29 protein-coding genes, 1 tRNA gene and 1 rRNA gene are annotated in these 20,664 nt (G+C 52.9%); 6 read left to right on the forward strand and 25 right to left on the reverse strand.

Annotated elements, in window-relative coordinates:
* Positions 1-89 precede the first annotated feature (89 nt).
* Positions 90-165, reverse strand: a tRNA-Glu gene (locus CLM71_RS21830).
* A gap of 173 nt (positions 166-338) precedes the next feature.
* Positions 339-1,880: ribosomal RNA gene (locus CLM71_RS21835) — 16S ribosomal RNA — on the reverse strand.
* Positions 1,881-2,383: 503 nt separating this feature from the next.
* Between CLM71_RS21835 and CLM71_RS21840 the strand changes: the two genes are divergently transcribed.
* Positions 2,384-2,926 carry a gamma carbonic anhydrase family protein gene (locus CLM71_RS21840; RefSeq protein ID WP_105232867.1) on the forward strand — a complete coding sequence of 181 codons (543 nt, stop codon included), beginning with the start codon at positions 2,384-2,386 and terminating at the stop codon, positions 2,924-2,926.
* A 36-nt stretch (positions 2,927-2,962) separates the two neighbouring features.
* Here CLM71_RS21840 and aroE read toward each other — a convergent pair whose 3' ends face one another.
* The 5 genes from aroE to dprA form a co-directional block, all read right to left on the reverse strand.
* Positions 2,963-3,781 carry a shikimate dehydrogenase gene (aroE, locus tag CLM71_RS21845; protein ID WP_105232868.1) on the reverse strand — a complete coding sequence of 273 codons (819 nt, stop codon included), beginning with the start codon at positions 3,779-3,781 and terminating at the stop codon, positions 2,963-2,965.
* A 9-nt stretch (positions 3,782-3,790) separates the two neighbouring features.
* Positions 3,791-4,348, reverse strand: a complete 558-nt coding sequence (gene tsaC, locus CLM71_RS21850; RefSeq protein WP_105232869.1) for an L-threonylcarbamoyladenylate synthase type 1 TsaC — start codon at positions 4,346-4,348, stop codon at positions 3,791-3,793.
* 7 nt (positions 4,349-4,355) lie between these two features.
* A complete protein-coding gene (locus CLM71_RS21855; RefSeq protein ID WP_105232870.1) occupies positions 4,356-4,901 on the reverse strand; it encodes a type I DNA topoisomerase in 546 nt (181 codons plus the stop codon).
* Between the two features lie 141 nt (positions 4,902-5,042).
* On the reverse strand, positions 5,043-5,516 hold the full coding sequence (smg, locus tag CLM71_RS21860) for a DUF494 family protein Smg (protein WP_015962123.1): 474 nt from the start codon (positions 5,514-5,516) through the stop codon (positions 5,043-5,045).
* Positions 5,488-6,609: a DNA-protecting protein DprA gene (dprA, locus tag CLM71_RS21865; RefSeq protein WP_105232871.1), complete on the reverse strand. Its 1,122-nt coding sequence runs from the start codon at positions 6,607-6,609 to the stop codon at positions 5,488-5,490. Before dprA ends, smg begins: the two co-directional genes overlap by 29 nt.
* A 133-nt stretch (positions 6,610-6,742) precedes the next feature.
* Between dprA and def the strand changes: the two genes are divergently transcribed.
* The 5 genes from def (at position 6,743) to mscL (ending at position 11,529) form a co-directional block, all read left to right on the forward strand.
* Complete coding sequence (gene def, locus CLM71_RS21870; protein WP_105232872.1) at positions 6,743-7,261, forward strand: peptide deformylase; 519 nt, start codon at positions 6,743-6,745, stop codon at positions 7,259-7,261.
* Positions 7,262-7,278: 17 nt separating this feature from the next.
* Positions 7,279-8,223, forward strand: coding sequence for a methionyl-tRNA formyltransferase (gene fmt, locus CLM71_RS21875; protein WP_105232873.1), 945 nt, complete (start codon positions 7,279-7,281; stop codon positions 8,221-8,223).
* 72 nt (positions 8,224-8,295) lie between these two features.
* Positions 8,296-9,567 (forward strand): 16S rRNA (cytosine(967)-C(5))-methyltransferase RsmB, encoded by a 1,272-nt coding sequence (gene rsmB, locus CLM71_RS21880; protein WP_105232874.1) that lies wholly within the window; start codon positions 8,296-8,298, stop codon positions 9,565-9,567.
* Positions 9,568-9,621: 54 nt separating this feature from the next.
* Positions 9,622-10,998, forward strand: a complete 1,377-nt coding sequence (trkA, locus tag CLM71_RS21885) for a Trk system potassium transporter TrkA (RefSeq protein WP_105232875.1) — start codon at positions 9,622-9,624, stop codon at positions 10,996-10,998.
* Positions 10,999-11,115: 117 nt separating this feature from the next.
* Positions 11,116-11,529 carry a large-conductance mechanosensitive channel protein MscL gene (gene mscL, locus CLM71_RS21890; RefSeq protein WP_105232876.1) on the forward strand — a complete coding sequence of 138 codons (414 nt, stop codon included), beginning with the start codon at positions 11,116-11,118 and terminating at the stop codon, positions 11,527-11,529.
* Positions 11,530-11,583: 54 nt separating this feature from the next.
* On the opposite strand, the gene CLM71_RS21895 is transcribed toward mscL, so the two are convergent.
* The 18 genes from CLM71_RS21895 to rplE form a co-directional block, all read right to left on the reverse strand.
* Positions 11,584-11,790: an alternative ribosome-rescue factor A gene (locus CLM71_RS21895; protein ID WP_105232877.1), complete on the reverse strand. Its 207-nt coding sequence runs from the start codon at positions 11,788-11,790 to the stop codon at positions 11,584-11,586.
* A gap of 74 nt (positions 11,791-11,864) precedes the next feature.
* Positions 11,865-12,305: a Zn(2+)-responsive transcriptional regulator gene (gene zntR / locus CLM71_RS21900; RefSeq protein WP_105232878.1), complete on the reverse strand. Its 441-nt coding sequence runs from the start codon at positions 12,303-12,305 to the stop codon at positions 11,865-11,867.
* On the reverse strand, positions 12,305-12,679 hold the full coding sequence (locus tag CLM71_RS21905; protein ID WP_105232879.1) for a DUF1992 domain-containing protein: 375 nt from the start codon (positions 12,677-12,679) through the stop codon (positions 12,305-12,307). The genes zntR and CLM71_RS21905 overlap by 1 nt, the downstream gene beginning before the upstream one ends.
* A 145-nt stretch (positions 12,680-12,824) precedes the next feature.
* A complete protein-coding gene (rplQ, locus tag CLM71_RS21910; RefSeq protein ID WP_015962133.1) occupies positions 12,825-13,214 on the reverse strand; it encodes a 50S ribosomal protein L17 in 390 nt (129 codons plus the stop codon).
* A gap of 40 nt (positions 13,215-13,254) precedes the next feature.
* A complete protein-coding gene (gene rpoA, locus CLM71_RS21915; protein WP_002919219.1) occupies positions 13,255-14,244 on the reverse strand; it encodes a DNA-directed RNA polymerase subunit alpha in 990 nt (329 codons plus the stop codon).
* 25 nt (positions 14,245-14,269) lie between these two features.
* A complete protein-coding gene (rpsD, locus tag CLM71_RS21920; protein WP_015962134.1) occupies positions 14,270-14,890 on the reverse strand; it encodes a 30S ribosomal protein S4 in 621 nt (206 codons plus the stop codon).
* Positions 14,891-14,920: 30 nt separating this feature from the next.
* Positions 14,921-15,310 carry a 30S ribosomal protein S11 gene (gene rpsK, locus CLM71_RS21925; RefSeq protein WP_004929731.1) on the reverse strand — a complete coding sequence of 130 codons (390 nt, stop codon included), beginning with the start codon at positions 15,308-15,310 and terminating at the stop codon, positions 14,921-14,923.
* A 16-nt stretch (positions 15,311-15,326) separates the two neighbouring features.
* Positions 15,327-15,683 carry a 30S ribosomal protein S13 gene (gene rpsM, locus CLM71_RS21930; protein ID WP_105232880.1) on the reverse strand — a complete coding sequence of 119 codons (357 nt, stop codon included), beginning with the start codon at positions 15,681-15,683 and terminating at the stop codon, positions 15,327-15,329.
* A gap of 146 nt (positions 15,684-15,829) precedes the next feature.
* Entirely contained in the window at positions 15,830-15,946 is a 117-nt protein-coding gene (gene rpmJ / locus CLM71_RS21935) for a 50S ribosomal protein L36 (protein WP_002227352.1), read from the reverse strand.
* 34 nt (positions 15,947-15,980) lie between these two features.
* On the reverse strand, positions 15,981-17,312 hold the full coding sequence (gene secY, locus CLM71_RS21940; RefSeq protein WP_015962137.1) for a preprotein translocase subunit SecY: 1,332 nt from the start codon (positions 17,310-17,312) through the stop codon (positions 15,981-15,983).
* Positions 17,313-17,320: 8 nt separating this feature from the next.
* Entirely contained in the window at positions 17,321-17,755 is a 435-nt protein-coding gene (gene rplO, locus CLM71_RS21945; RefSeq protein ID WP_015962138.1) for a 50S ribosomal protein L15, read from the reverse strand.
* A 3-nt stretch (positions 17,756-17,758) separates the two neighbouring features.
* Positions 17,759-17,938 carry a 50S ribosomal protein L30 gene (gene rpmD / locus CLM71_RS21950; RefSeq protein ID WP_105232881.1) on the reverse strand — a complete coding sequence of 60 codons (180 nt, stop codon included), beginning with the start codon at positions 17,936-17,938 and terminating at the stop codon, positions 17,759-17,761.
* Between the two features lie 6 nt (positions 17,939-17,944).
* On the reverse strand, positions 17,945-18,445 hold the full coding sequence (rpsE, locus tag CLM71_RS21955; RefSeq protein WP_015962139.1) for a 30S ribosomal protein S5: 501 nt from the start codon (positions 18,443-18,445) through the stop codon (positions 17,945-17,947).
* A gap of 14 nt (positions 18,446-18,459) precedes the next feature.
* Positions 18,460-18,813 carry a 50S ribosomal protein L18 gene (gene rplR / locus CLM71_RS21960; RefSeq protein WP_095846806.1) on the reverse strand — a complete coding sequence of 118 codons (354 nt, stop codon included), beginning with the start codon at positions 18,811-18,813 and terminating at the stop codon, positions 18,460-18,462.
* A 9-nt stretch (positions 18,814-18,822) separates the two neighbouring features.
* A complete protein-coding gene (gene rplF / locus CLM71_RS21965; protein ID WP_105232882.1) occupies positions 18,823-19,356 on the reverse strand; it encodes a 50S ribosomal protein L6 in 534 nt (177 codons plus the stop codon).
* A gap of 14 nt (positions 19,357-19,370) precedes the next feature.
* Entirely contained in the window at positions 19,371-19,763 is a 393-nt protein-coding gene (gene rpsH, locus CLM71_RS21970; RefSeq protein WP_004929753.1) for a 30S ribosomal protein S8, read from the reverse strand.
* Between the two features lie 33 nt (positions 19,764-19,796).
* The gene (rpsN, locus tag CLM71_RS21975) at positions 19,797-20,102 is read right to left on the reverse strand and encodes a 30S ribosomal protein S14 (protein ID WP_004956173.1); all 306 of its coding nucleotides are present in this window, start codon (positions 20,100-20,102) and stop codon (positions 19,797-19,799) included.
* A gap of 14 nt (positions 20,103-20,116) precedes the next feature.
* The gene (gene rplE, locus CLM71_RS21980; protein WP_105232883.1) at positions 20,117-20,656 is read right to left on the reverse strand and encodes a 50S ribosomal protein L5; all 540 of its coding nucleotides are present in this window, start codon (positions 20,654-20,656) and stop codon (positions 20,117-20,119) included.
* Positions 20,657-20,664 lie beyond the last annotated feature (8 nt).

Consider the following 20,664-nt stretch of genomic DNA (forward strand, 5'->3'; position numbering starts at 1 on the left):
AGATTGTTAAAGAGCAAATATCTCAAACATGACTCGCAAGCCAGTTTTGAGATATCGTTTGATACCGTCTTTCACCCGATATCAGCAAGTGGCGTCCCCTAGGGGATTCGAACCCCTGTTACCGCCGTGAAAGGGCGGTGTCCTAGGCCTCTAGACGAAGGGGACACGAAATTTGCTTAGCGAATCACTGATTCGCTAATTTCGTGTAAGGGCGAGATTTTCCCAGGAAAATCGAGCGACAGTGTTATTTGTCACCGTACCCCCAACGCATCGACGCTTTGCTCGTTCTTTTCATCAGACAATCTGTGTGGACACTGCACAGTCAGGATATCTTTAGGTAAGGAGGTGATCCAACCGCAGGTTCCCCTACGGTTACCTTGTTACGACTTCACCCCAGTCATGAATCACAAAGTGGTAAGCGCCCTCCCGAAGGTTAAGCTACCTACTTCTTTTGCAACCCACTCCCATGGTGTGACGGGCGGTGTGTACAAGGCCCGGGAACGTATTCACCGTAGCATTCTGATCTACGATTACTAGCGATTCCGACTTCATGGAGTCGAGTTGCAGACTCCAATCCGGACTACGACGTACTTTATGAGGTCCGCTTGCCTTCGCAGGTTCGCTTCTCTTTGTATACGCCATTGTAGCACGTGTGTAGCCCTACTCGTAAGGGCCATGATGACTTGACGTCATCCCCACCTTCCTCCAGTTTATCACTGGCAGTCTCCTTTGAGTTCCCGGCCGAACCGCTGGCAACAAAGGATAAGGGTTGCGCTCGTTGCGGGACTTAACCCAACATTTCACAACACGAGCTGACGACAGCCATGCAGCACCTGTCTCAGAGTTCCCGAAGGCACCAATCCATCTCTGGAAAGTTCTCTGGATGTCAAGAGTAGGTAAGGTTCTTCGCGTTGCATCGAATTAAACCACATGCTCCACCGCTTGTGCGGGCCCCCGTCAATTCATTTGAGTTTTAACCTTGCGGCCGTACTCCCCAGGCGGTCGATTTAACGCGTTAGCTCCGGAAGCCACGCCTCAAGGGCACAGCCTCCAAATCGACATCGTTTACGGCGTGGACTACCAGGGTATCTAATCCTGTTTGCTCCCCACGCTTTCGCACCTGAGCGTCAGTCTTCGTCCAGGGGGCCGCCTTCGCCACCGGTATTCCTCCAGATCTCTACGCATTTCACCGCTACACCTGGAATTCTACCCCCCTCTACGAGACTCTAGTCTGCCAGTTTCAAATGCAGTTCCCAAGTTAAGCTCGGGGATTTCACATCTGACTTAACAAACCGCCTGCGTGCGCTTTACGCCCAGTAATTCCGATTAACGCTTGCACCCTCCGTATTACCGCGGCTGCTGGCACGGAGTTAGCCGGTGCTTCTTCTGCGAGTAACGTCAATGTAATGCCGTATTAAGACACTACCCTTCCTCCTCGCTGAAAGTGCTTTACAACCCGAAGGCCTTCTTCACACACGCGGCATGGCTGCATCAGGCTTGCGCCCATTGTGCAATATTCCCCACTGCTGCCTCCCGTAGGAGTCTGGACCGTGTCTCAGTTCCAGTGTGGCTGGTCATCCTCTCAGACCAGCTAGGGATCGTCGCCTAGGTGAGCCATTACCCCACCTACTAGCTAATCCCATCTGGGCACATCCGATGGTGTGAGGCCCGAAGGTCCCCCACTTTGGTCCGAAGACATTATGCGGTATTAGCCACCGTTTCCAGTGGTTATCCCCCTCCATCGGGCAGTTTCCCAGACATTACTCACCCGTCCGCCGCTCGCCGGCAAAGTAGCAAGCTACTTTCCGCTGCCGCTCGACTTGCATGTGTTAGGCCTGCCGCCAGCGTTCAATCTGAGCCATGATCAAACTCTTCAATTAAAAGCTTGATTCGCTAAGTTAATAGCTGTTGCTCAAAGATTTACTGCATGAATTTTACTTCAGTTAGTCACTCTTCAAGACTTGATATTTTTTTGCATCCGAGGATGCTGGATATCGTCTTGTGAGTGCCCACACAGATTGTCTGATAAATTGTTAAAGAGCAGTGAGTTACGCGCTTTCGCTTGCTAACTCGAGGTGGCGTATATTACGCTTTCCTCTTTCAGAGTCAACCCGTTTTTTCAGGATTTTTTCTCTTTCGTCTCGGTCGCTGTGTGAAGTGAATCACTTGCGCCGTGTCGATGGAGGCGCATTATAGGGATCCGAGTTTTTTGCACAACCCCTTTTTTGATCTTTTCTTATCGTTTGCGCACTTTTCCGCCCTTTCGTGTGGATCTTATGCGATCGGGGCCGTTTTTAGCAGGATCGCCGCGTGGGATTGGTTGTAATTCCATCGCCAGCGTCTAGTATTGCCGGTAAATATGATCCCGGCGTGAGGCTTTACCATGTCTGAAGCAGTTCGTTCTTATCTTCATTACACTCCGCAAATCGGTCAACGCGTGATGATCGATCCTTCCAGCGTGGTGATCGGCAATGTTGAACTGGCCGATGATGTCAGTATCTGGCCGCTGGTCGCCATTCGCGGTGATGTGAATGCGGTGAAGATTGGCGCCCGCAGCAATATACAGGATGGCAGTGTGCTGCACGTCACCCATAAATCCGCTCATAACCCCGAAGGCTACCCGCTGCTGATCGGCGAAGACGTTACCGTCGGACATAAGGCGATGTTGCATGGCTGTGCCATCGGCAACCGCGTATTAGTCGGGATGGGTTCGATCCTGCTGGATGGCGCCATTATAGAAGATGACGTGATGATCGGTGCCGGCAGTTTGGTGGCACCTGGCAAGCGTTTAGCCAGCGGCTACTTATATATGGGCAGCCCGGCTCGCCAGGTACGCCCATTGACGCCCGCTGAATTAGAAGGGTTGCGTTACTCGTCAAATAACTACGTTGACTGGAAAAACGACTATCTGTCGGAAGATATTTGAAATAACCCCCGCTCTCTAACGGGAACGGGGGCTGGATTACAGGGCAGCTTCCTGGCGAAGCTGCTGCAGCACCGGCTCAATCTCCGGCATCACACCATGCCATAGCAAAAACGCATGGGCCGCCTGACCCACCAGCATGCCTAAACCATCGGCATATCGCGTGACGCCTTGTTGGCTCGTCCAGTCGAGGAAAGGCGTCAGACCGCGTTGATAAAACATGTCATAGCAACGGGTTTGCGCTCCAAGCACCTTCACCGGCAGAGCCGGCACTTCACCACCCAGGCCGGAAGCCGTTGCATTGATCACCAGCTCATACTCGGCCCGATCGCATTGATCCAACGACAACGCCGCGATCTCGCCCAAATGCCGGAACGCCTGTGCCAGTTCTTGTGCCCGGCTGAACGTACGGTTGGTAATCACCACCGAGCAGCCAAAAGACAGGAGTGGCAGAATCGCCCCGCGCGCAGCGCCGCCGGCGCCCACCAGCAAAATACGATCGCCGGGTTTGATCAAGCGCTGGCGCTCCAGATCGCTCAGCAGGCCGATACCATCGGTATTGTCGCCCAGCAGCTGACCACCTGACTGAATCTTAAGCGTATTAACCGCCCCGGCCATCTGCGCGCGTTCCGTCAACTCATTAGCCAGCCGGTAAGCCTGCTCTTTAAAAGGAACTGTAACGTTCGCACCTCTGCCGCCTGCATCGATAAATGTCTGCAGACTATCCGCAAAACCATCCAACGGCGCTAAAACGGTACCGTAGGGATGCTCTATGCCGGTTTGTTCCGCAAACAGGGCATGAATGCGTGGTGACTTGCTGTGCGCGATGGGATTACCAAAAACCGCAAACGGCTCCATTGCTTCCCCTTAGCCCTGCCGGATCTGTTCACCGGTCAACGCATCTCTGATTTCCGACGGGTTCTGACGTCCCCCCACGTTACCCGGCAGCACCGGGAAACCTTCGCCAAACTGCTGCAGAACCTCTGCAGCCTGACGGCACGGCGGCTGACCACTGAGATTGGCGCTGGTTGATACCAGCGGTTTACCAAACTCGCGGCATAGCTGCTGCACCAGCGGATGGTCGCTGACGCGCACCGCCAGTGAGTCGAAACGCCCGGTAAGCAGACGCGGCGTAGTCGGTTTGGCCGGGATAACCCACGTTACCGGGCCTGGCCAACTGGCAAACATCGTTTCGCGTTGCGATGGCGTAAGCCGACTGTCGTCGATATAAGGCAACAGCTGCTGGTAATCGGCGGCAATCAGGATCAGTCCCTTTTCCCACGGGCGCTGTTTTAAGTCCAACAGCTTATGCAGCGCCTGTTCGCTATCGGGATCGCAACCTAAGCCAAACACGGCCTCGGTCGGATAGGCGATGACCTGTTGATTGTTCAGTGCATTAATAATGGCGGTGAATTCTGAGCTCATAGTGTTGTTATTCTGTGATTGCGACGGGCTTCCCACACAGTTTGCTGGCACAGCAAAGGAGCGGGCCTTTTGCAGTACGTTTTTCCATCAGTAGCGGGTAATGACAGTAGGCGCATTCCCCGGCGACAGGCTTGTTGTTAAGAGCAAACTGGCATTCTGGATAGCGATCGCAAGAGTGAAAAACTTTGCCATAGCGTGATTTACGCTGCAGCAATTTGCCCTGCCCGCATTGTGGACAGGTAATAGAGGTTTCGTCCGGTTTATCGATCACCTCGGTGTGATCGCATTCAGGATAGTGGCTACAGCCAATAAACATGCCGTAGCGCCCCTGTCGTAATACCAGGGTCGCCTGGCACTTCGGGCACTCTTGCCCCTCTAGTACCTTCACGATATGTCCATCAGCCTGCGCCTTCAGCGGACGAATATACTGGCAGTCTGGATATTGGGAACAGCCAAGGAAAGGACCGTGGCGACCGCTGCGGATCACCAGTTCAGCCCCGCATTCCGGACAGGGTTCATTTTGCCTGGCGGCAAAAATCGCTGCTTTTGTCATAACTTCTTTTATGCCCTAAATAATTCACGTTGCAGGAAGACGGCCACAAGCGAATCCCAGGCCACATACGGAGCGTATATGACCAAGGAAAGCCGATAAGCCTGCAGCTTGAAGTATAACGGGCATACGCGTGGCATCGGCTCAGTGCAGATAACCTTCGTTGACTTCAAACAGCAGTTCTTCCATCTGCTGGTAGGCGCTTTCATATCCGGGGATATTAAACAGCACCATCAGCACGACCCATTTCAGATCTTCGAGATCGAATTCCGTATTATCCAAAGCCATAACACGGTCGATAACCATTTCTCGGGTTTCGAGGTTCAATACCTGAATCTGTTCAAGGAAAAGGAGAAAACCACGGCAACCGGCGTCAAGACGCATACTTTCTTCTTCCGTGTAGAACCGCATGGCGAGCGGATCGGCACTCATAAAGTACGGCGCATTTTCACCTTCTTGCAGATCTGCAAGTTTTTCAAGCCAATTCAAAGCGTTGTAGATATCCTCACGATGAAATCCCGCCTCAGCGAGATCGTTCGTCAGTTTATCCTGATCGACGCGCATCTCTGGTTCATTGTGGATATAAGTTTCAAATAAGTACATGAGTACGTCGAACATGGCTTGCCCTCCTTATTCGGACATAGCCGCCGGGTACAGCTGCGATCCATCCTGCTAACTCCAGTTCGAGTAATTGCATTACCACCTCTGGCACAGGTTGGCCGGCACGTTCAGCGACGACGTCAACAGGTGTCACCTCATCTCCTACGTTAGCCAACACATCAGCAAATGGCAATTCAACTTCGACGTCTGATGAAGAAATAGTTGTTTTTTCATCCATGGGCAGCCAGTTCAGCCCGCTTCCCAACAATTGTGCAATCTCCTGCGGCTGTGTCACCAAGTGGGCACCTTGCTGGATCAGCCAGTGTGGGCCAGCGCTCATCGGGTTGCCTAATGCGCCGGGCAAGGCAAAAACGTCACGCCCTTGATCCAACGCCAGGCGTGCGGTAATCAACGAACCGCTGCGTACCGCCGCTTCTACCACCAACACCCCCAGGCTCAGGCCGCTGATGATACGGTTCCGGCGAGGGAAATGCGCCGGCAACGGTACTGCCGTCACCAGGTATTCGGAGATCAGCGCCCCGCCCTGCGCCACGATCTGCGCAGCCAACTTACGGTGGCGGCTCGGGTAGATGTTCGCCAACCCGCTGCCCAGCACCGCCAGCGTTGTACCCTGCGCGGCCAACGCGCCGCGATGGCAAATACCATCCACACCCAGGGCCAGTCCGCTGATCACGGCATAGCCCTGCTGAGCCAAGCCCACGGCGAATTCATGCCCCCAACGAGCGCCGTAATGGCTGGCGTTCCGGCTGCCGACCATGGCGATCTGTGGCTGTTGTAGCGCCTCAAGACAGCCTTCAACCAGCAGCAGGAATGGCGCATCGACTAATGCATGTAAATGCGGGGGATAATGCGGTGAACCGTAGGTCAGCATATGGCGGCCCGGCGCCTCCAGCCAGGCCAAGGTCGCAGCCAGCGCCGCCGGATCGGCCTGATTGAACTGCCGACATTGCCTGGCGTTCAGCCCCAAGGAGCGTAAATGGTGAGACGGCTCACCGCCGGCGTCAATCAACTGCTGCTGCAGTTCGCTGGCCAGCGATGCGCCCAGCCCACTCACCCAAGATAATCTCAACCCTATTTCTTCAGGCGTCATCGCGCATTCCCTCGCTGTTCCTGGCGGTATCGCCAATCCGTGCAATTGGTAGAGGATGCTGTCAATCGGAGCTGGAAATGTCTAGAATAGAAGCTATACCCCCTTTATTACTCGGATACAGATCTAAAGATATATGTCAGTCTTGCAGGTATTACATTTCCCAGACGAGCGGCTGCGCAAAGTTGCGGCCCCGGTAAAAGAAGTCAATGCAGATATCCAGCGCATCGTGGATGATATGTTTGAAACCATGTACGCAGAGGAAGGCATTGGTCTGGCTGCGACTCAGGTGGACATCCATCAACGTATTATCGTCATTGACGTTTCCGAAACCCGCGATCAGCGCCTGGTGCTGATCAACCCGGAGCTGTTGGAAAAGAGCGGTGAAACCGGTATCGAAGAAGGTTGTCTGTCCATCCCTGAGCAACGCGCTCTGGTGCCGCGTGCCGAGAAGGTGAAAATCCGCGCGTTGGATTACAACGGCAAAGCATTCGAATTGGAAGCCGACGATCTGCTGGCCATCTGCATTCAGCACGAGATGGACCACCTGATCGGCAAACTGTTTGTCGATTATCTGTCGCCGCTGAAGCGTCAGCGTATCCGTCAGAAAGTGGAAAAACTGGATAAGCTGGCCAAACAGCAAGCGCGCGCCTAACCAAGCAGGGAAACATCGTGTCTGATTCTTTACGGATTATCTTTGCCGGCACACCAGACTTCGCAGCGCGTCACCTCGACGCGCTGTTGTCTTCTGGGCATCAGGTCGTCGGCGTCTTCACCCAACCCGATCGACCGGCTGGCCGTGGCAACAAGCTGACGCCAAGCCCGGTGAAAGTGCTGGCGCAGCAGCATCAGCTGCCCGTGTTTCAGCCCAAATCACTGCGTCCGGAAGAGAACCAGCATCTGGTCGCCGATCTTAATGCAGACGTGATGGTCGTGGTGGCTTATGGCCTGATCCTGCCAAAGGCGGTGCTGGATATGCCGCGCCTTGGCTGTATCAACGTACATGGCTCACTGCTGCCGCGCTGGCGTGGCGCCGCTCCAATTCAACGTGCGCTGTGGGCGGGCGATCGGGAAACCGGCGTGACCATCATGCAGATGGATGTCGGTCTGGATACCGGTGATATGATGCACAAAATTGCCTGTCCGATAGAAGCAACAGATACCAGCGCCAGCCTGTATGACAAATTGGCCGAGCTTGGCCCGCAAGGGCTGCTGACCACGCTGCAGCAGCTGGCGGACGGTACGGCGCAATGCGAAGTTCAGGACGAAGCACTGGTGACCTATGCCGAGAAACTGAGCAAGGAAGAAGCACGTTTGGACTGGCGCCTTTCCGCCGTGCAGCTGGAGCGCTGCGTACGCGCCTTCAACCCGTGGCCGATCAGCTATTTCACCGTTGATGAACAGCCGGTGAAAGTATGGCAAGCCCAGGCGCTGGCTGGTAACAGCGATGCGGAACCCGGTACTATCCTGCAGGCGGACAAGCACGGTATCCAGGTCGCCACCGCCGAAGGTATTTTATGCCTGACGCAGCTGCAGCCTGCGGGCAAGAAACCGATGTCGGCTCAAGATTTGTTAAATTCACGCCGCGAATGGTTTGCGCCAGGTAACCGTCTGTAACCACCTTCACAGCCCGGCAGACAGCGCCGGGCCGTTTATTTTCCTCAAGCCGATGTCATCCAGCTTTAGCCTATGAAAAATAACTACAACCTCCGCAGCATCGCTGCTCAAACCATCGGCCAGGTGTTGGATCAGGGGCAATCGCTCAGCACCCTACTGCCGGCACTGAATAACAAAATTTCCGATAAGGACCGCGCCCTGCTGCAGGAACTGTGCTTCGGCACGCTGCGCGTGCTGCCGCAGCTTGAATGGTGTATCCAACAACTGATGGCAAAACCGATGGTGGGCAAGCAGCGTACGTTGCACTATCTGCTGATGGTCGGCATGTACCAATTGCTGTATACCCGCATCCCGGCCCATGCCGCCCTGGCGGAAACGGTTAATGGCGCAGTCGCGCTAAAGCGCCCGCAGCTTAAAGGATTGGTCAATGGCGTACTGCGTCAGTTCCAGCGCCAACAGGAAGCGTTGATGCAACGCGCGGCGAATCATGACAGCCGCTACCTGCACCCAAGCTGGCTGCTGAAGCGTATCCAACAGGCTTATCCTGAACAGTGGCAGCAGATCGTCGACGCCAATAATCAAAAGCCACCCATGTGGCTGCGGGTTAACCGCCGCCATCACAGCCGTGATGACTATCTGCACCTGCTCACGCAGGCCGGCATTGATGCCGTCGCGCACGAAGAATACCCCGACGCAGTGCGCTTACTCACGCCGTGCGCGGTAAACAACTTACCGGGATTCGCCGACGGCTGGGCCACGGTGCAGGATGCATCCGCACAAGGCTGCGTCGATCTGCTGGATCCGCAAGACGGCGAGCAGATCCTCGATCTGTGCGCCGCTCCCGGCGGCAAAACCACCCATATCCTTGAAGCGGCCCCACAGGCTCATGTTATGGCCGTGGATATTGATGAGCAACGTCTGAGCCGGGTAAAAGAAAACCTGCAACGTTTACATTGCCACGCCGAGGTGAAACAGGGCGATGGCCGCACGCCACAACAGTGGTGCGGCGACAAACAGTTTGACCGCATTCTGCTGGACGCGCCTTGTTCCGCCACCGGCGTGATTCGTCGTCATCCGGATATCAAATGGCTGCGCCGCGATAGCGACATTGCCGAACTGGCCGGCCTGCAGGCGGAAATTCTCGATGCCATCTGGCCACACCTTAAAGCAGGCGGCGTAATGGTTTATGCAACCTGTTCGATTTTACCACAAGAGAATAGCCAACAGTTGCAGGCCTTCCTGCAGCGCCATAGCGACGCCCGGCTGGCCGGCACCGAACGGCAAAACCTTCCTCACCCTGAAGATGGCGATGGCTTCTTTTACGCTAAGCTGATTAAAATGTAACTCTCCGGGCGTAGCATTACGCCCTCAGCCTTGCTGTGTGAAGCAGAGAACACGATGAAAATAATTATTCTTGGCGCAGGCCAGGTTGGCGGGACACTGGCGGAAAACCTGGTCGGTGAAAATAACGATATCACCGTGGTGGATACCGATACGAACCGCCTGCGCCAGCTGCAGGACAAATTCGATCTGCGCGTCGTGCAGGGACACGGTTCCTACCCGCGCGTGCTACGTGAAGCCGGCGCGGAAGACGCCGACATGCTGGTTGCCGTCACCAATTCGGATGAAACCAATATGGTGGCCTGCCAGATCGCCTATTCGCTGTTTAATACGCCGAACCGCATCGCCCGTATCCGCGCTTCGGAATATATCCGTGAGTCGGAGAAGCTCTTCCTGCCGGAAGCGGTACCGATCGATCATTTGATCTCGCCGGAACAGCTGGTTATCGATTATATCTACAAGCTGATTGAGTACCCCGGCGCGCTGCAGGTGGTCAATTTTGCCGAGGGCAAGGTCAGCATTGCTGCGGTAAAAGCCTATTACGGTGGCCCGTTGGTGGGCAATGCGCTGTCCTCCATGCGCGAGCATATGCCGCATATCGATACACGCGTCGCCGCTATTTTTCGTCAGGACCGCCCTATCCGTCCGCAAGGCTCGACAATTATCGAAGCCGGTGACGAGGTGTTCTTCGTCGCAGCATCGCAGCATATTCGTGCGGTAATGAGTGAGCTACAGCGGCTGGAGAAACCTTACAAGCGTATTATGATCGTCGGCGGCGGCAACGTCGGCGCGGGCCTGGCAGCCAAGTTGGAAAAGGATTACAACGTCAAGCTGATCGAACGTAACCAACAGCGGGCGGCGGAATTGGCAGAGCAACTGCACGATACCATCGTCTTTTATGGCGACGCATCGGACCAAGAACTGCTGGCAGAAGAGCATGTCGATCAGGTCGACGTATTTATCGCCATTACCAACGACGACGAAGCGAATATTATGTCCGCTATGTTGGCCAAGCGTCTGGGGGCCAAAAAGGTCATGGTGCTGATACAGCGTCGCGCCTATGTCGACCTGGTACAAGGCAGCGTGATCGATATTGCCATTTCACCGCAGCAGGCCACCATTTCCGCCTTGCTGGGCCACGTGCGTAAAGCGGATATCGTCAGCGTTTCCTCGCTGCGCCGCGGCGTTGCGGAGGCTATTGAAGCCATTGCACACGGAGATGAAAGCACCTCCAAGGTGGTCGGTCGCAGCGTAGAAGAGATTAAATTGCCGCCGGGAACCACCATTGGCGCCATCGTGCGTGGTGACGATGTCATTATCGCCAGCGGTAATAGTAAAATTGAACAGGGTGACCACGTCATTATGTTTATCACCGATAAGAAATTTGTACCGGACGTCGAGCGTTTATTCCAGCCAAGTCCATTCTTCCTGTAGGCTTTTTTAAGCCGTTTAAGAAACGTAAGAGACAAGATACAAACTTTTCTCTGCGATTTGTGGCAAAGGGAAGTTGCTTTGTTAAACTTGAGTTATTAATTTTGCGAGGGGTGTTCTATGAGTATGTTGAAAGAGTTCCGCGAGTTTGCCATGCGTGGCAATGTTGTTGACTTGGCTGTTGGTGTCATTATTGGTGCGGCGTTCGGTAAGATCGTATCGTCATTCGTTGCCGATATCATCATGCCACCGCTGGGTTTACTGATCGGCGGTGTCGATTTCAAACAGTTCCACTTGGTATTACGTGAAGCGCAGGGTGAAATCCCGGCGGTCATCATGAACTACGGTAACTTTATTCAAACGGTCTTTGACTTTGTGATTGTGGCATTCGCTATTTTCCTGGCAATTAAGCTGATGAACAAAGCGCGCCGTAAACAAGAAGAAAAACCAGCGGCTCCGCCGGCGCCAAGCGCAGAAGAGAAACTGTTGACGGAAATTCGCGATCTGTTAGCTAAAGATCAGCCAAAAGCCTAAGCTCACGTCTGTTATAGATCAAAAAGCCCTCGCTGATGAGGGCTTTTTTACGTCTTAAAACCAGAAGGCCAGTGGTAAATAATCGTTTGATTGCTTACCACTGGCCTCCCAGTTTGTCCCTTTGCCATGTTTTTCTTTACGCCGATAGCTGCCTTTCCCTTTGCTGTTCTTCTCCACCCGCTGACGGAATAAAGGATCGTGCAATAACGCTTCAATAGCGTTGTCTTGTATCTTACCTTTCGTGTGACGGTACTTCGTCATGGTATTTCTCCTGATATTACTATGGATATAAATCGGGCAGATAATAGCGCCGAATCGGGAAAAATAACAGATGCTCAGCAGTGATGATCTGTTTTTTTATCTCTGCCGTCGTTGGCCCCCTGTTCTAATGCCTCAAGAATCGAACAGTAGGTGCTGGTATGCGCACTGCCGCAGCAGGCATCGCTCAAACGCCGTAAGGATTCGCGCATACGCGTCAGCTCCAGCAGTTTTTGTTCCACTTCCTGCAAACGCGCATCAACAATGGATTTTGACTCCTGGCAGGTGTGATGTTCTGGATCGACGCGGATCGACAACAGCTCGGCAATGGTTTCCAGGGTAAAACCCAGTTGCTTGGCATAGCGAATAAAGCGCAGCCGCTGTAAATCCTGCTCGCTATACAGGCGGTAACCCCCTTCGGTCCGCACATTGTGCTCCATCATGCCCTGCTTTTCATAATAACGCACGGTATCCGGCGTTACTCCTGCAAGCTTGGCAAGCTGACCAATTTTAAACATTAGCGCTCCTCCGGCCCTAATTTGCCATTAATCACCTGATGATATTCACCGTGCAGGAAATCGGTACTCATTCCAGCTTGCTGCAGACGGTATTCCAGCAGCGCCATGCGTTTATTCAAAGCGATATAGTCAGGGTGCTCACTGTTAATTTCCTGTAGCAAGGCGGCTATGGTCAACGCTTCTTTACGCACCTCCAATTCCGGTGGCAGATAGCCGGCATTTTTTAACAGACGGAAGCCTGAGCGCAATTCGGCCGGCACCGCACTGTCGTCATCGAGCTCCAGCGGCTTACCTTGGCCCGGCAAGTTCTCAAACTCACCACTATCCTGTGCGTTACGAATATGGCGTTCGGCCCATTCATCGAGTAACCACATTGTATGATTCCTCAGCATGCAATCTCTGTCGCTAGCATAGCGGATAGGGCGGGGGATCTTAAGGCATATGACAGGGGAAAGCACAATTGGCTGCAGATAGACGTAAAAAAACCGGGCAAGCCCGGTTTTTTTACGCTTCTACAGATTACTCTGCAGTTGCTGCTTCTGCTTGAGACTCAGCACGATCAACCAGCTCGATGTATGCCATCGGCGCGTTGTCGCCTGCGCGGAAGCCACACTTCAGAATGCGAGTGTAACCACCGGCACGGCTCGCGAAACGCGGGCCCAGCTCGTTAAACAGTTTTGCCACGATCTCGTTATCACGAGTACGGGCGAATGCCAGACGACGATTAGCTACGCTGTCGGTCTTGGCAAGAGTAATCAGCGGCTCAACAACGCGACGCAGCTCTTTCGCTTTTGGCAGGGTCGTCTTGATGATCTCATGACGAACCAAAGAGCCGGCCATGTTACGGAACATAGCCTGGCGGTGGCTGCTGTTACGGTTCAGTTGACGACCACTCTTACGATGGCGCATGACCTTATCCTTCTCAGTAAAACCTTAACCTGTGATCCGGTTACTCGTCAGCAATGCTTGCCGGCGGCCAGTTTTCCAGGCGCATGCCCAGAGACAGACCACGTGAGGCCAGCACGTCTTTAATCTCAGTAAGAGATTTTTTACCCAGGTTCGGCGTTTTCAGCAACTCAACCTCGGTACGCTGTACCAGATCACCGATGTAGTGGATAGCTTCTGCCTTGAGGCAGTTAGCAGAGCGGACAGTCAATTCCAGATCGTCAACAGGGCGCAGCAAGATCGGATCGAATTCTGGTTTCTCTTCTTTCACTTCCGGCTGACGTACATCACGTAAGTCAACGAAAGCTTCCAGTTGTTCAGCCAGAATGGTTGCCGCACGGCGGATCGCCTCTTCAGGATCGATCGTGCCATTGGTTTCCATTTCGATGACCAGCTTATCCAAGTCAGTACGCTGTTCTACACGCGCAGCTTCAACATTGTAGGCAATACGCTCTACAGGGCTGTAGCAGGCGTCGACCAACAGACGACCGATTGGGCGCTCATCTTCTTCCGAATGAATTCGGGCAGAAGCCGGCACATAACCACGACCGCGCTGAACTTTGATACGCATGCTGATAGCCGCGTTCTCATCGGTCAGGTGGCAGATAACGTGCTGCGGCTTGACGATTTCGACATCACCATCATGGGTAATGTCGGCAGCGGTCACAGGGCCAATGCCAGATTTATTCAGGGTAAGAATAACTTCATCTTTGCCTTGAACTCTCACCGCCAGCCCTTTCAGGTTGAGCAGGATCTCCAGGATGTCTTCCTGTACGCCTTCTTTGGTGCTGTACTCATGCAGTACACCATCAATCTCAACCTCGGTCACCGCGCAACCCGGCATAGATGAAAGCAGAATACGGCGCAGTGCGTTGCCAAGAGTATGGCCAAAGCCACGCTCTAAAGGCTCAAGGGTCACCTTGGCGTGCGTCGAACTGACTTGCTCGATATCTACCAGGCGCGGTTTTAGAAACTCTGTCACAGAACCCTGCATTGTGTCCTCTCTTTGGTACTAAGCTTTACTTGGAGTAAAGCTCGACGATCAGGTGTTCGTTAATGTCCGCAGACAGATCGGTACGTTCAGGCATACGCTTGAACACGCCTTCCATCTTGGCAGCATCAACTTCCAGCCAAGTCGGCTTTTCACGCTGCTCAGCCAGCTCCAAAGCGGCCTTAACACGAGACTGCTTTTTCGCTTTCTCGCGGATGCTGACTACGTCATTCGGAGATACCTGATAAGAAGCGATGTTAACAACGCGACCATTTACCATGATAGCTTTGTGGCTAACCAGCTGACGTGCTTCTGCACGCGTGGCGCCGAAGCCCATGCGGTAAACGACGTTGTCCAGACGACCTTCCAGCAGTTGCAACAGGTTTTCACCGGTGTTGCCTTTCAGACGTGCTGCTTCTTTGTAATAGTTGCGGAATTGACGCTCCAGAACACCGTAGATACGGCGAACTTTCTGCTTCTCACGCAACTGCACACCGTAATCAGACAGACGCGGTTTACGCGCACCGTGCTGACCAGGCGGTTGTTCAATTTTGCATTTTGAATCGATCGCGCGAACGCCAGACTTAAGGAACAGGTCTGTGCCCTCACGACGGCTCAGCTTGAGCTTAGGACCCAAATATCTTGCCATTTTCTTTCTCCAACAAACCTAAAAGCTGCGTTATACGCGGCGCTTTTTCGGCGGACGACAACCGTTATGAGGGATCGGAGTCACATCAGTAATGTTAGTGATGCGGAAACCAGCCGCGTTCAGAGCGCGGATAGTAGACTCACGACCAGGACCAGGTCCTTTAACCATAACTTCCAGGTTCTTGATACCGTATTCTTTTACTGCGTCTGCACAACGTTCAGCGGCAACCTGTGCTGCGAACGGAGTGGACTTACGAGAACCACGGAAACCGGAACCACCGGCAGTTGCCCAACCCAAAGCATTACCCTGACGATCAGTAATGGTAACGATGGTGTTGTTGAAAGAAGCATGGATATGAGCCACGCCGTCAGAGACTTGTTTTCTTACACGCTTACGTGTACGAACAGGTGCCTTTGCCATTATTCAATCACCCCGATTATTTCTTGATCGGTTTACGCGGACCCTTACGGGTACGTGCGTTGGTCTTAGTACGCTGACCGCGAACTGGCAGACCACGACGATGGCGCAAACCACGATATGTACCAAGATCCATCAGACGCTTGATGCTCAGGGTAACTTCACGGCGCAGATCACCTTCAACAGTGTATTTGGCGACAGCTTCACGCAGCTGTTCAATCTGCTCTTCAGACAGCTCACTGATCTTAACATTTTCAGCAATACCAGTCGCAGCACAGATAGCCTGTGAGCGGGTTTTGCCGATACCGAAGATCGACGTTAAGGCGATTACGGTATGTTTATGATCAGGAATGTTAATGCCTGCTATACGGGCCACTATGCACTCCTACTTATTTTTACGGCAACACCATTCTGAAAAGCCCGTTTTCAGGATACTCAAATAATGTTGCAGTTACATACAAAAGATTGGCTGGCTAATCTAGCCAGCTCAACCCAACTTTGCAAGAAAAATATGCGAGATAATCAGCCTTGACGCTGTTTATGCTTCGGCTCGGCGCTGCAAATCACACGAACGACACCGTTACGCTTAACGATTTTGCAGTTACGACATAATTTCTTGACGGAAGCACGAACTTTCATTTTTACTCTCCGTAACTTCTCAAACAAAACCCGACTAGCGGTTATAGCCTTTCAGGTTTGCTTTCTTCAATGCAGACTCGTACTGACTTGACATCATCAGAGTTTGCACTTGAGCCATAAAGTCCATGATGACGACAACCACGATCAGTAGCGAGGTACCACCAAAGTAGAATGGTACTTTCATTGCATCACGCATGAACTCCGGGATCAGGCAGATGAAAGTAATGTACATCGCGCCCACCAGGGTTAAACGCGTCATTACTTTATCGATGTACTTCGCCGTTTGCTCTCCCGGACGAATTCCTGGTACGAAGGCACCGGACTTCTTCAGGTTATCTGCTGTTTCACGCGGGTTGAAAACCAACGCCGTGTAGAAGAAACAGAAGAAGATGATTGCAGACGCATAGAGTAACACATAAAGCGGCTGTCCAGGCTGCAAATACATCGAAATTGTTGTCAGCCAGTTCCAACCGGTACCACCCCCGAACCAGGATGCAATCGTGGCCGGGAACAGGATAATGCTGGAAGCGAAGATCGCCGGGATAACACCCGCCATGTTCACTTTCAACGGTAAGTGTGTACTCTGTGCTGCATAAACGCGACGACCCTGTTGACGCTTCGCATAGTTAACGACGATACGACGTTGACCACGCTCCATGAAGACGACAAAGAAGGTCACTGCAAACACCAATACTGCAACCAGCAGCAACAGGAGGAAGTGCAGGTCGCCTTGCCGGGCTTGCTCGATAGTATGACCAATTGCCGGCGGTAAGCCCGCTACAATACCCGCGAAGATAATGATCGAGATACCGTTGCCGATACCGCGTTCAGTAATCTGCTCACCCAGCCACATCAGGAACATCGTCCCGGTCACCAGGCTCACAACCGCAGTAAAGTAGAACGCAAAGCCTGGATTAATCACCAGGCCTTGCATACCAGGCATATTCGGTAGACCGGTAGCAATACCGATCGACTGGAATATGGCCAATACCAGCGTGCCGTAGCGGGTATACTGGCTAATCTTGCGACGGCCAGCCTCCCCTTCTTTCTTTATTTCTGCCAACGCCGGATGAACCACCGTCAACAGCTGGATAATGATCGACGCCGAAATATACGGCATGATCCCCAGCGCAAAGATAGAAGCACGGCTGAGGGCACCACCAGAGAACATGTTAAACATTTCAATGATAGTGCCTCTCTGCTGTTCGAGCAATTTGGCAAGCACAGTGGCATCGATACCAGGAATCGGAATGAAAGAGCCGATACGGAAGACAATCAGCGCGCCGATAACAAACAAAAGTCTGCGCTTCAGCTCGCCGAGCCCACCTTTAGCACTTTGAAAATCTAATCCTGGTTGCTTAGCCATCAGCTCACTTATTCCTCAATTTTACCGCCAGCAGCCTCGATAGCAGCACGAGCGCCTTTGGTGACACGCAGACCACGCAGGGTAACCGGACGAGCGATTTCGCCAGAAAGCATAACTTTCACGAATTCGATCTGGGTACCAACAACGTTAGCGGCTTTCAGCGTGTTCAGGTCGATGACATCGCCTTCAATCAGAGCCAGTTCAGACAGACGTACTTCTGCCGTGATCATCGCTTTGCGTGAAGTGAAGCCGAATTTCGGCAAACGACGGTACAGAGGCATCTGACCACCTTCGAAACCACGACGTACGCCACCGCCAGAACGAGACTTCTGACCTTTGTGACCACGGCCGCCGGTTTTACCCAGGCCAGAACCAATACCACGACCTACACGCTTCGGCGCATGCTTGGCACCTTCAGCCGGAGACAGAGTATTTAAACGCATCTGTTACTCCTCAACTTTAACCATGTAGGAAACCAGGTTGATCATACCGCGTACAGCAGGAGTATCCTCGCGCTCTACGGTGTGACCAATACGACGCAGACCCAAGCCCAGCAGAGTAGCTTTATGCTTCGGCAGACGGCCAATGGCGCTGCGAATTTGTGTAACTTTAATAGTCTTAGCCATGGTCAATTACCCCAGAATGTCTGCAACGGATTTACCACGCTTGGCAGCGACCATTTCAGGAGACTTCATATTTGCCAGAGCATCAATAGTTGCACGAACCACGTTGATCGGGTTGGTGGAACCATAAGCTTTAGCCAATACGTTGTGTACCCCTGCGACTTCCAGAACGGCGCGCATTGCACCACCGGCGATGATACCGGTACCTTCTGAAGCCGGCTGCATGAACACACGAGAACCCGTGTGAACACCTTTAACAGGGTGCTGCAGGGTGCCGCTGTTCAGCGCGACATTCATCATGTTGCGACGGGCTTTTTCCATCGCTTTCTGGATCGCTGCCGGAACTTCGCGTGCTTTGCCGTAGCCAAAACCAACGCGACCGTTACCATCACCAACGACAGTCAGTGCGGTAAAGCTGAAAATACGGCCACCTTTTACGGTTTTAGATACGCGGTTTACCGCGATCAGCTTTTCCTGCAGTTCGCCAGCTTGTTTTTCGATGTGAGCCATCTTAAACCTCTTCCTTAGAACTGAAGGCCAGCTTCACGGGCAGCATCTGCCAGTGCCTGGACTCGACCATGATATTGGAAACCGGAACGGTCAAAGGAAACATCTTTGATGCCTTTTTCCAACGCGCGCTCAGCGATAGCTTTACCTACTGCTGCTGCTGCGTCTTTGTTACCGGAATACTTCAGTTGCTCAGTGATAGCTTTTTCTACAGTAGAAGCGGCTACCAGAACTTCAGAACCGTTTGATGCAATGACCTGTGCGTAAATGTGACGCGGGGTACGATGTACCACCAGGCGAGTTGCACCCAGTTCTTTGAGCTTGCGGCGTGCGCGGGTCGCACGACGGATACGAGCAGATTTCTTATCCATAGTGTTACCTTACTTCTTCTTAGCCTCTTTGGTACGCACGACTTCGTCGGCGTAACGGACACCCTTGCCTTTGTAAGGCTCAGGACGACGGTAGGCACGCAGCTCTGCAGCAACCTGGCCAATTACCTGCTTATCAGCGCCTTTCAGCACGATTTCAGTTTGGCTTGGGCATTCAGCAGTAATACCTGCTGGCAGCTGATGGTCAACCGGATGTGAGAAACCTAATGACAGGTTAATAACATTGCCTTTAACCGCTGCGCGATAACCAACACCTACCAGTTGAAGCTTCTTGGTGAAGCCTTCGGTAACACCGATAACCATTGCGTTCAGCAGAGCGCGCGTGGTGCCCGCCTGGGCCCAAGCGTTCGCAAAACCTTCGCGCGGAGCGAAAGTCAGTGCGTTTTCTTCTTGCTTAACGATAACGGCATCGTGGACTGTACGAGTCAGCTCGCCGTTTTTACCCTTAATCGAAATAACCTGACCGTTGAGTTTTACCTCTACGCCGGCAGGAATGACGACGGGTGCTTTTGCAACACGAGACATTCTTTCCTCCCGAATTAAGCTACGTAGCAGATAATCTCGCCACCCAGACCAGCCTGGCGAGCTGCACGATCGGTCATAACACCTTTAGAGGTAGAAACGACAGCGATACCCAAACCGGCCATAACTTTTGGCAGCTCATCTTTTTTCTTATAGATGCGCAGACCTGGACGGCTGATACGCTGAATGCTTTCTACCACAGCTTTGCCCTGGAAGTACTTCAGTACCAGTTCCAGAACAGGCTTGGCGTCGCCTTCGATTTTGAAATCTTCAATAAAACCTTCTTCCTTCAGCACGTTGGCAATTGCCACTTTCAGCTTGGAGGAAGGCATGGTGACCGCAACTTTGTTCGCGGCTTGACCGTTACGGATACGGGTCAGCATATCCGCGATCGGATCTTGCATGCTCATCTGTCTTTACTCCCGTGATTCAATTGGTGACAATTACCAGCTAGCCTTTTTCAAGCCTGGTACTTCACCGCGCATGGCGGCTTCACGCAGCTTAATACGGCTCAACCCGAATTTGCCCACATAACCATGTGGACGGCCAGTTTGGCGGCAGCGGTTACGCTGACGAGACGGGCTGGAATCACGCGGCAGAGTTTGCAGCTTGAGAACAGCGTTCCAACGATCTTCATCGGACGCGTTCACATCAGAGATGATAGCTTTCAGTTCAGCGCGTTTAGCAAAGAACTTGTCAGCTAATTTCACGCGCTTTACTTCGCGTGCTTTCATTGATTGCTTAGCCATAAGTCAACCCTGCCTTACTTGCGGAACGGGAAGTTAAAAGCAGCCAACAGTGCGCGGCCTTCATCATCAGAGTTCGCAGTCGTGGTGATGGTAATATCCAGACCACGTACGCGATCGACTTTATCGTAGTCGATCTCTGGGAAGATGATTTGCTCACGCACACCCATGCTGTAGTTGCCACGGCCATCGAATGACTTGGCGGACAGGCCACGGAAGTCACGGATACGTGGAACAGCAATGGAAATCAGACGCTCAAAGAACTCCCACATGCGTTCGCCACGCAGAGTTACTTTGCAGCCGATTGGATAGCCCTGACGGATTTTGAAGCCTGCAACAGATTTGCGAGCTTTGGTGATCAACGGCTTTTGGCCGGAGATTGCTGTCAGGTCAGCTGCTGCGTTGTCCAGCAGTTTCTTGTCAGCGATCGCTTCACCAACACCCATGTTCAGGGTGATCTTCTCGACCCGAGGGACTTGCATGACAGAATTGTAGTTAAACTGAGACATCAGTTGTTTAACTACCTCGTCTTTGTAGTAATCATGCAGTTTCGCCATCGTATTAC

The organism is Serratia sp. MYb239 (assembly GCF_002966855.1).
GTDB classification, from domain to species: domain Bacteria; phylum Pseudomonadota; class Gammaproteobacteria; order Enterobacterales; family Enterobacteriaceae; genus Serratia_B; species Serratia_B rhizosphaerae.

Bases quoted from the DNA above. Each gene is read 5' to 3' on its own strand.
- CLM71_RS21840 (WP_105232867.1), top strand. From the start codon at position 2,384: ATGTCTGAAGCAGTTCGTTCTTATCTTCATTACACTCCGCAAATCGGT.
- aroE (WP_105232868.1), bottom strand. From the start codon at position 3,781: ATGGAGCCGTTTGCGGTTTTTGGTAATCCCATCGCGCACAGCAAGTCA.
- tsaC (WP_105232869.1), bottom strand. From the start codon at position 4,348: ATGAGCTCAGAATTCACCGCCATTATTAATGCACTGAACAATCAACAG.
- CLM71_RS21855 (WP_105232870.1), bottom strand. From the start codon at position 4,901: ATGACAAAAGCAGCGATTTTTGCCGCCAGGCAAAATGAACCCTGTCCG.
- smg (WP_015962123.1), bottom strand. From the start codon at position 5,516: ATGTTCGACGTACTCATGTACTTATTTGAAACTTATATCCACAATGAA.
- dprA (WP_105232871.1), bottom strand. From the start codon at position 6,609: ATGACGCCTGAAGAAATAGGGTTGAGATTATCTTGGGTGAGTGGGCTG.
- def (WP_105232872.1), top strand. From the start codon at position 6,743: ATGTCAGTCTTGCAGGTATTACATTTCCCAGACGAGCGGCTGCGCAAA.
- rsmB (WP_105232874.1), top strand. From the start codon at position 8,296: ATGAAAAATAACTACAACCTCCGCAGCATCGCTGCTCAAACCATCGGC.
- trkA (WP_105232875.1), top strand. From the start codon at position 9,622: ATGAAAATAATTATTCTTGGCGCAGGCCAGGTTGGCGGGACACTGGCG.
- mscL (WP_105232876.1), top strand. From the start codon at position 11,116: ATGAGTATGTTGAAAGAGTTCCGCGAGTTTGCCATGCGTGGCAATGTT.
- CLM71_RS21895 (WP_105232877.1), bottom strand. From the start codon at position 11,790: ATGACGAAGTACCGTCACACGAAAGGTAAGATACAAGACAACGCTATT.
- zntR (WP_105232878.1), bottom strand. From the start codon at position 12,305: ATGTTTAAAATTGGTCAGCTTGCCAAGCTTGCAGGAGTAACGCCGGAT.
- CLM71_RS21905 (WP_105232879.1), bottom strand. From the start codon at position 12,679: ATGTGGTTACTCGATGAATGGGCCGAACGCCATATTCGTAACGCACAG.
- rplQ (WP_015962133.1), bottom strand. From the start codon at position 13,214: ATGCGCCATCGTAAGAGTGGTCGTCAACTGAACCGTAACAGCAGCCAC.
- rpoA (WP_002919219.1), bottom strand. From the start codon at position 14,244: ATGCAGGGTTCTGTGACAGAGTTTCTAAAACCGCGCCTGGTAGATATC.
- rpsD (WP_015962134.1), bottom strand. From the start codon at position 14,890: ATGGCAAGATATTTGGGTCCTAAGCTCAAGCTGAGCCGTCGTGAGGGC.
- rpsK (WP_004929731.1), bottom strand. From the start codon at position 15,310: ATGGCAAAGGCACCTGTTCGTACACGTAAGCGTGTAAGAAAACAAGTC.
- rpmJ (WP_002227352.1), bottom strand. From the start codon at position 15,946: ATGAAAGTTCGTGCTTCCGTCAAGAAATTATGTCGTAACTGCAAAATC.
- secY (WP_015962137.1), bottom strand. From the start codon at position 17,312: ATGGCTAAGCAACCAGGATTAGATTTTCAAAGTGCTAAAGGTGGGCTC.
- rplO (WP_015962138.1), bottom strand. From the start codon at position 17,755: ATGCGTTTAAATACTCTGTCTCCGGCTGAAGGTGCCAAGCATGCGCCG.
- rpmD (WP_105232881.1), bottom strand. From the start codon at position 17,938: ATGGCTAAGACTATTAAAGTTACACAAATTCGCAGCGCCATTGGCCGT.
- rpsE (WP_015962139.1), bottom strand. From the start codon at position 18,445: ATGGCTCACATCGAAAAACAAGCTGGCGAACTGCAGGAAAAGCTGATC.
- rplR (WP_095846806.1), bottom strand. From the start codon at position 18,813: ATGGATAAGAAATCTGCTCGTATCCGTCGTGCGACCCGCGCACGCCGC.
- rplF (WP_105232882.1), bottom strand. From the start codon at position 19,356: ATGTCTCGTGTTGCAAAAGCACCCGTCGTCATTCCTGCCGGCGTAGAG.
- rpsH (WP_004929753.1), bottom strand. From the start codon at position 19,763: ATGAGCATGCAAGATCCGATCGCGGATATGCTGACCCGTATCCGTAAC.
- rpsN (WP_004956173.1), bottom strand. From the start codon at position 20,102: ATGGCTAAGCAATCAATGAAAGCACGCGAAGTAAAGCGCGTGAAATTA.
- rplE (WP_105232883.1), bottom strand. From the start codon at position 20,656: ATGGCGAAACTGCATGATTACTACAAAGACGAGGTAGTTAAACAACTG.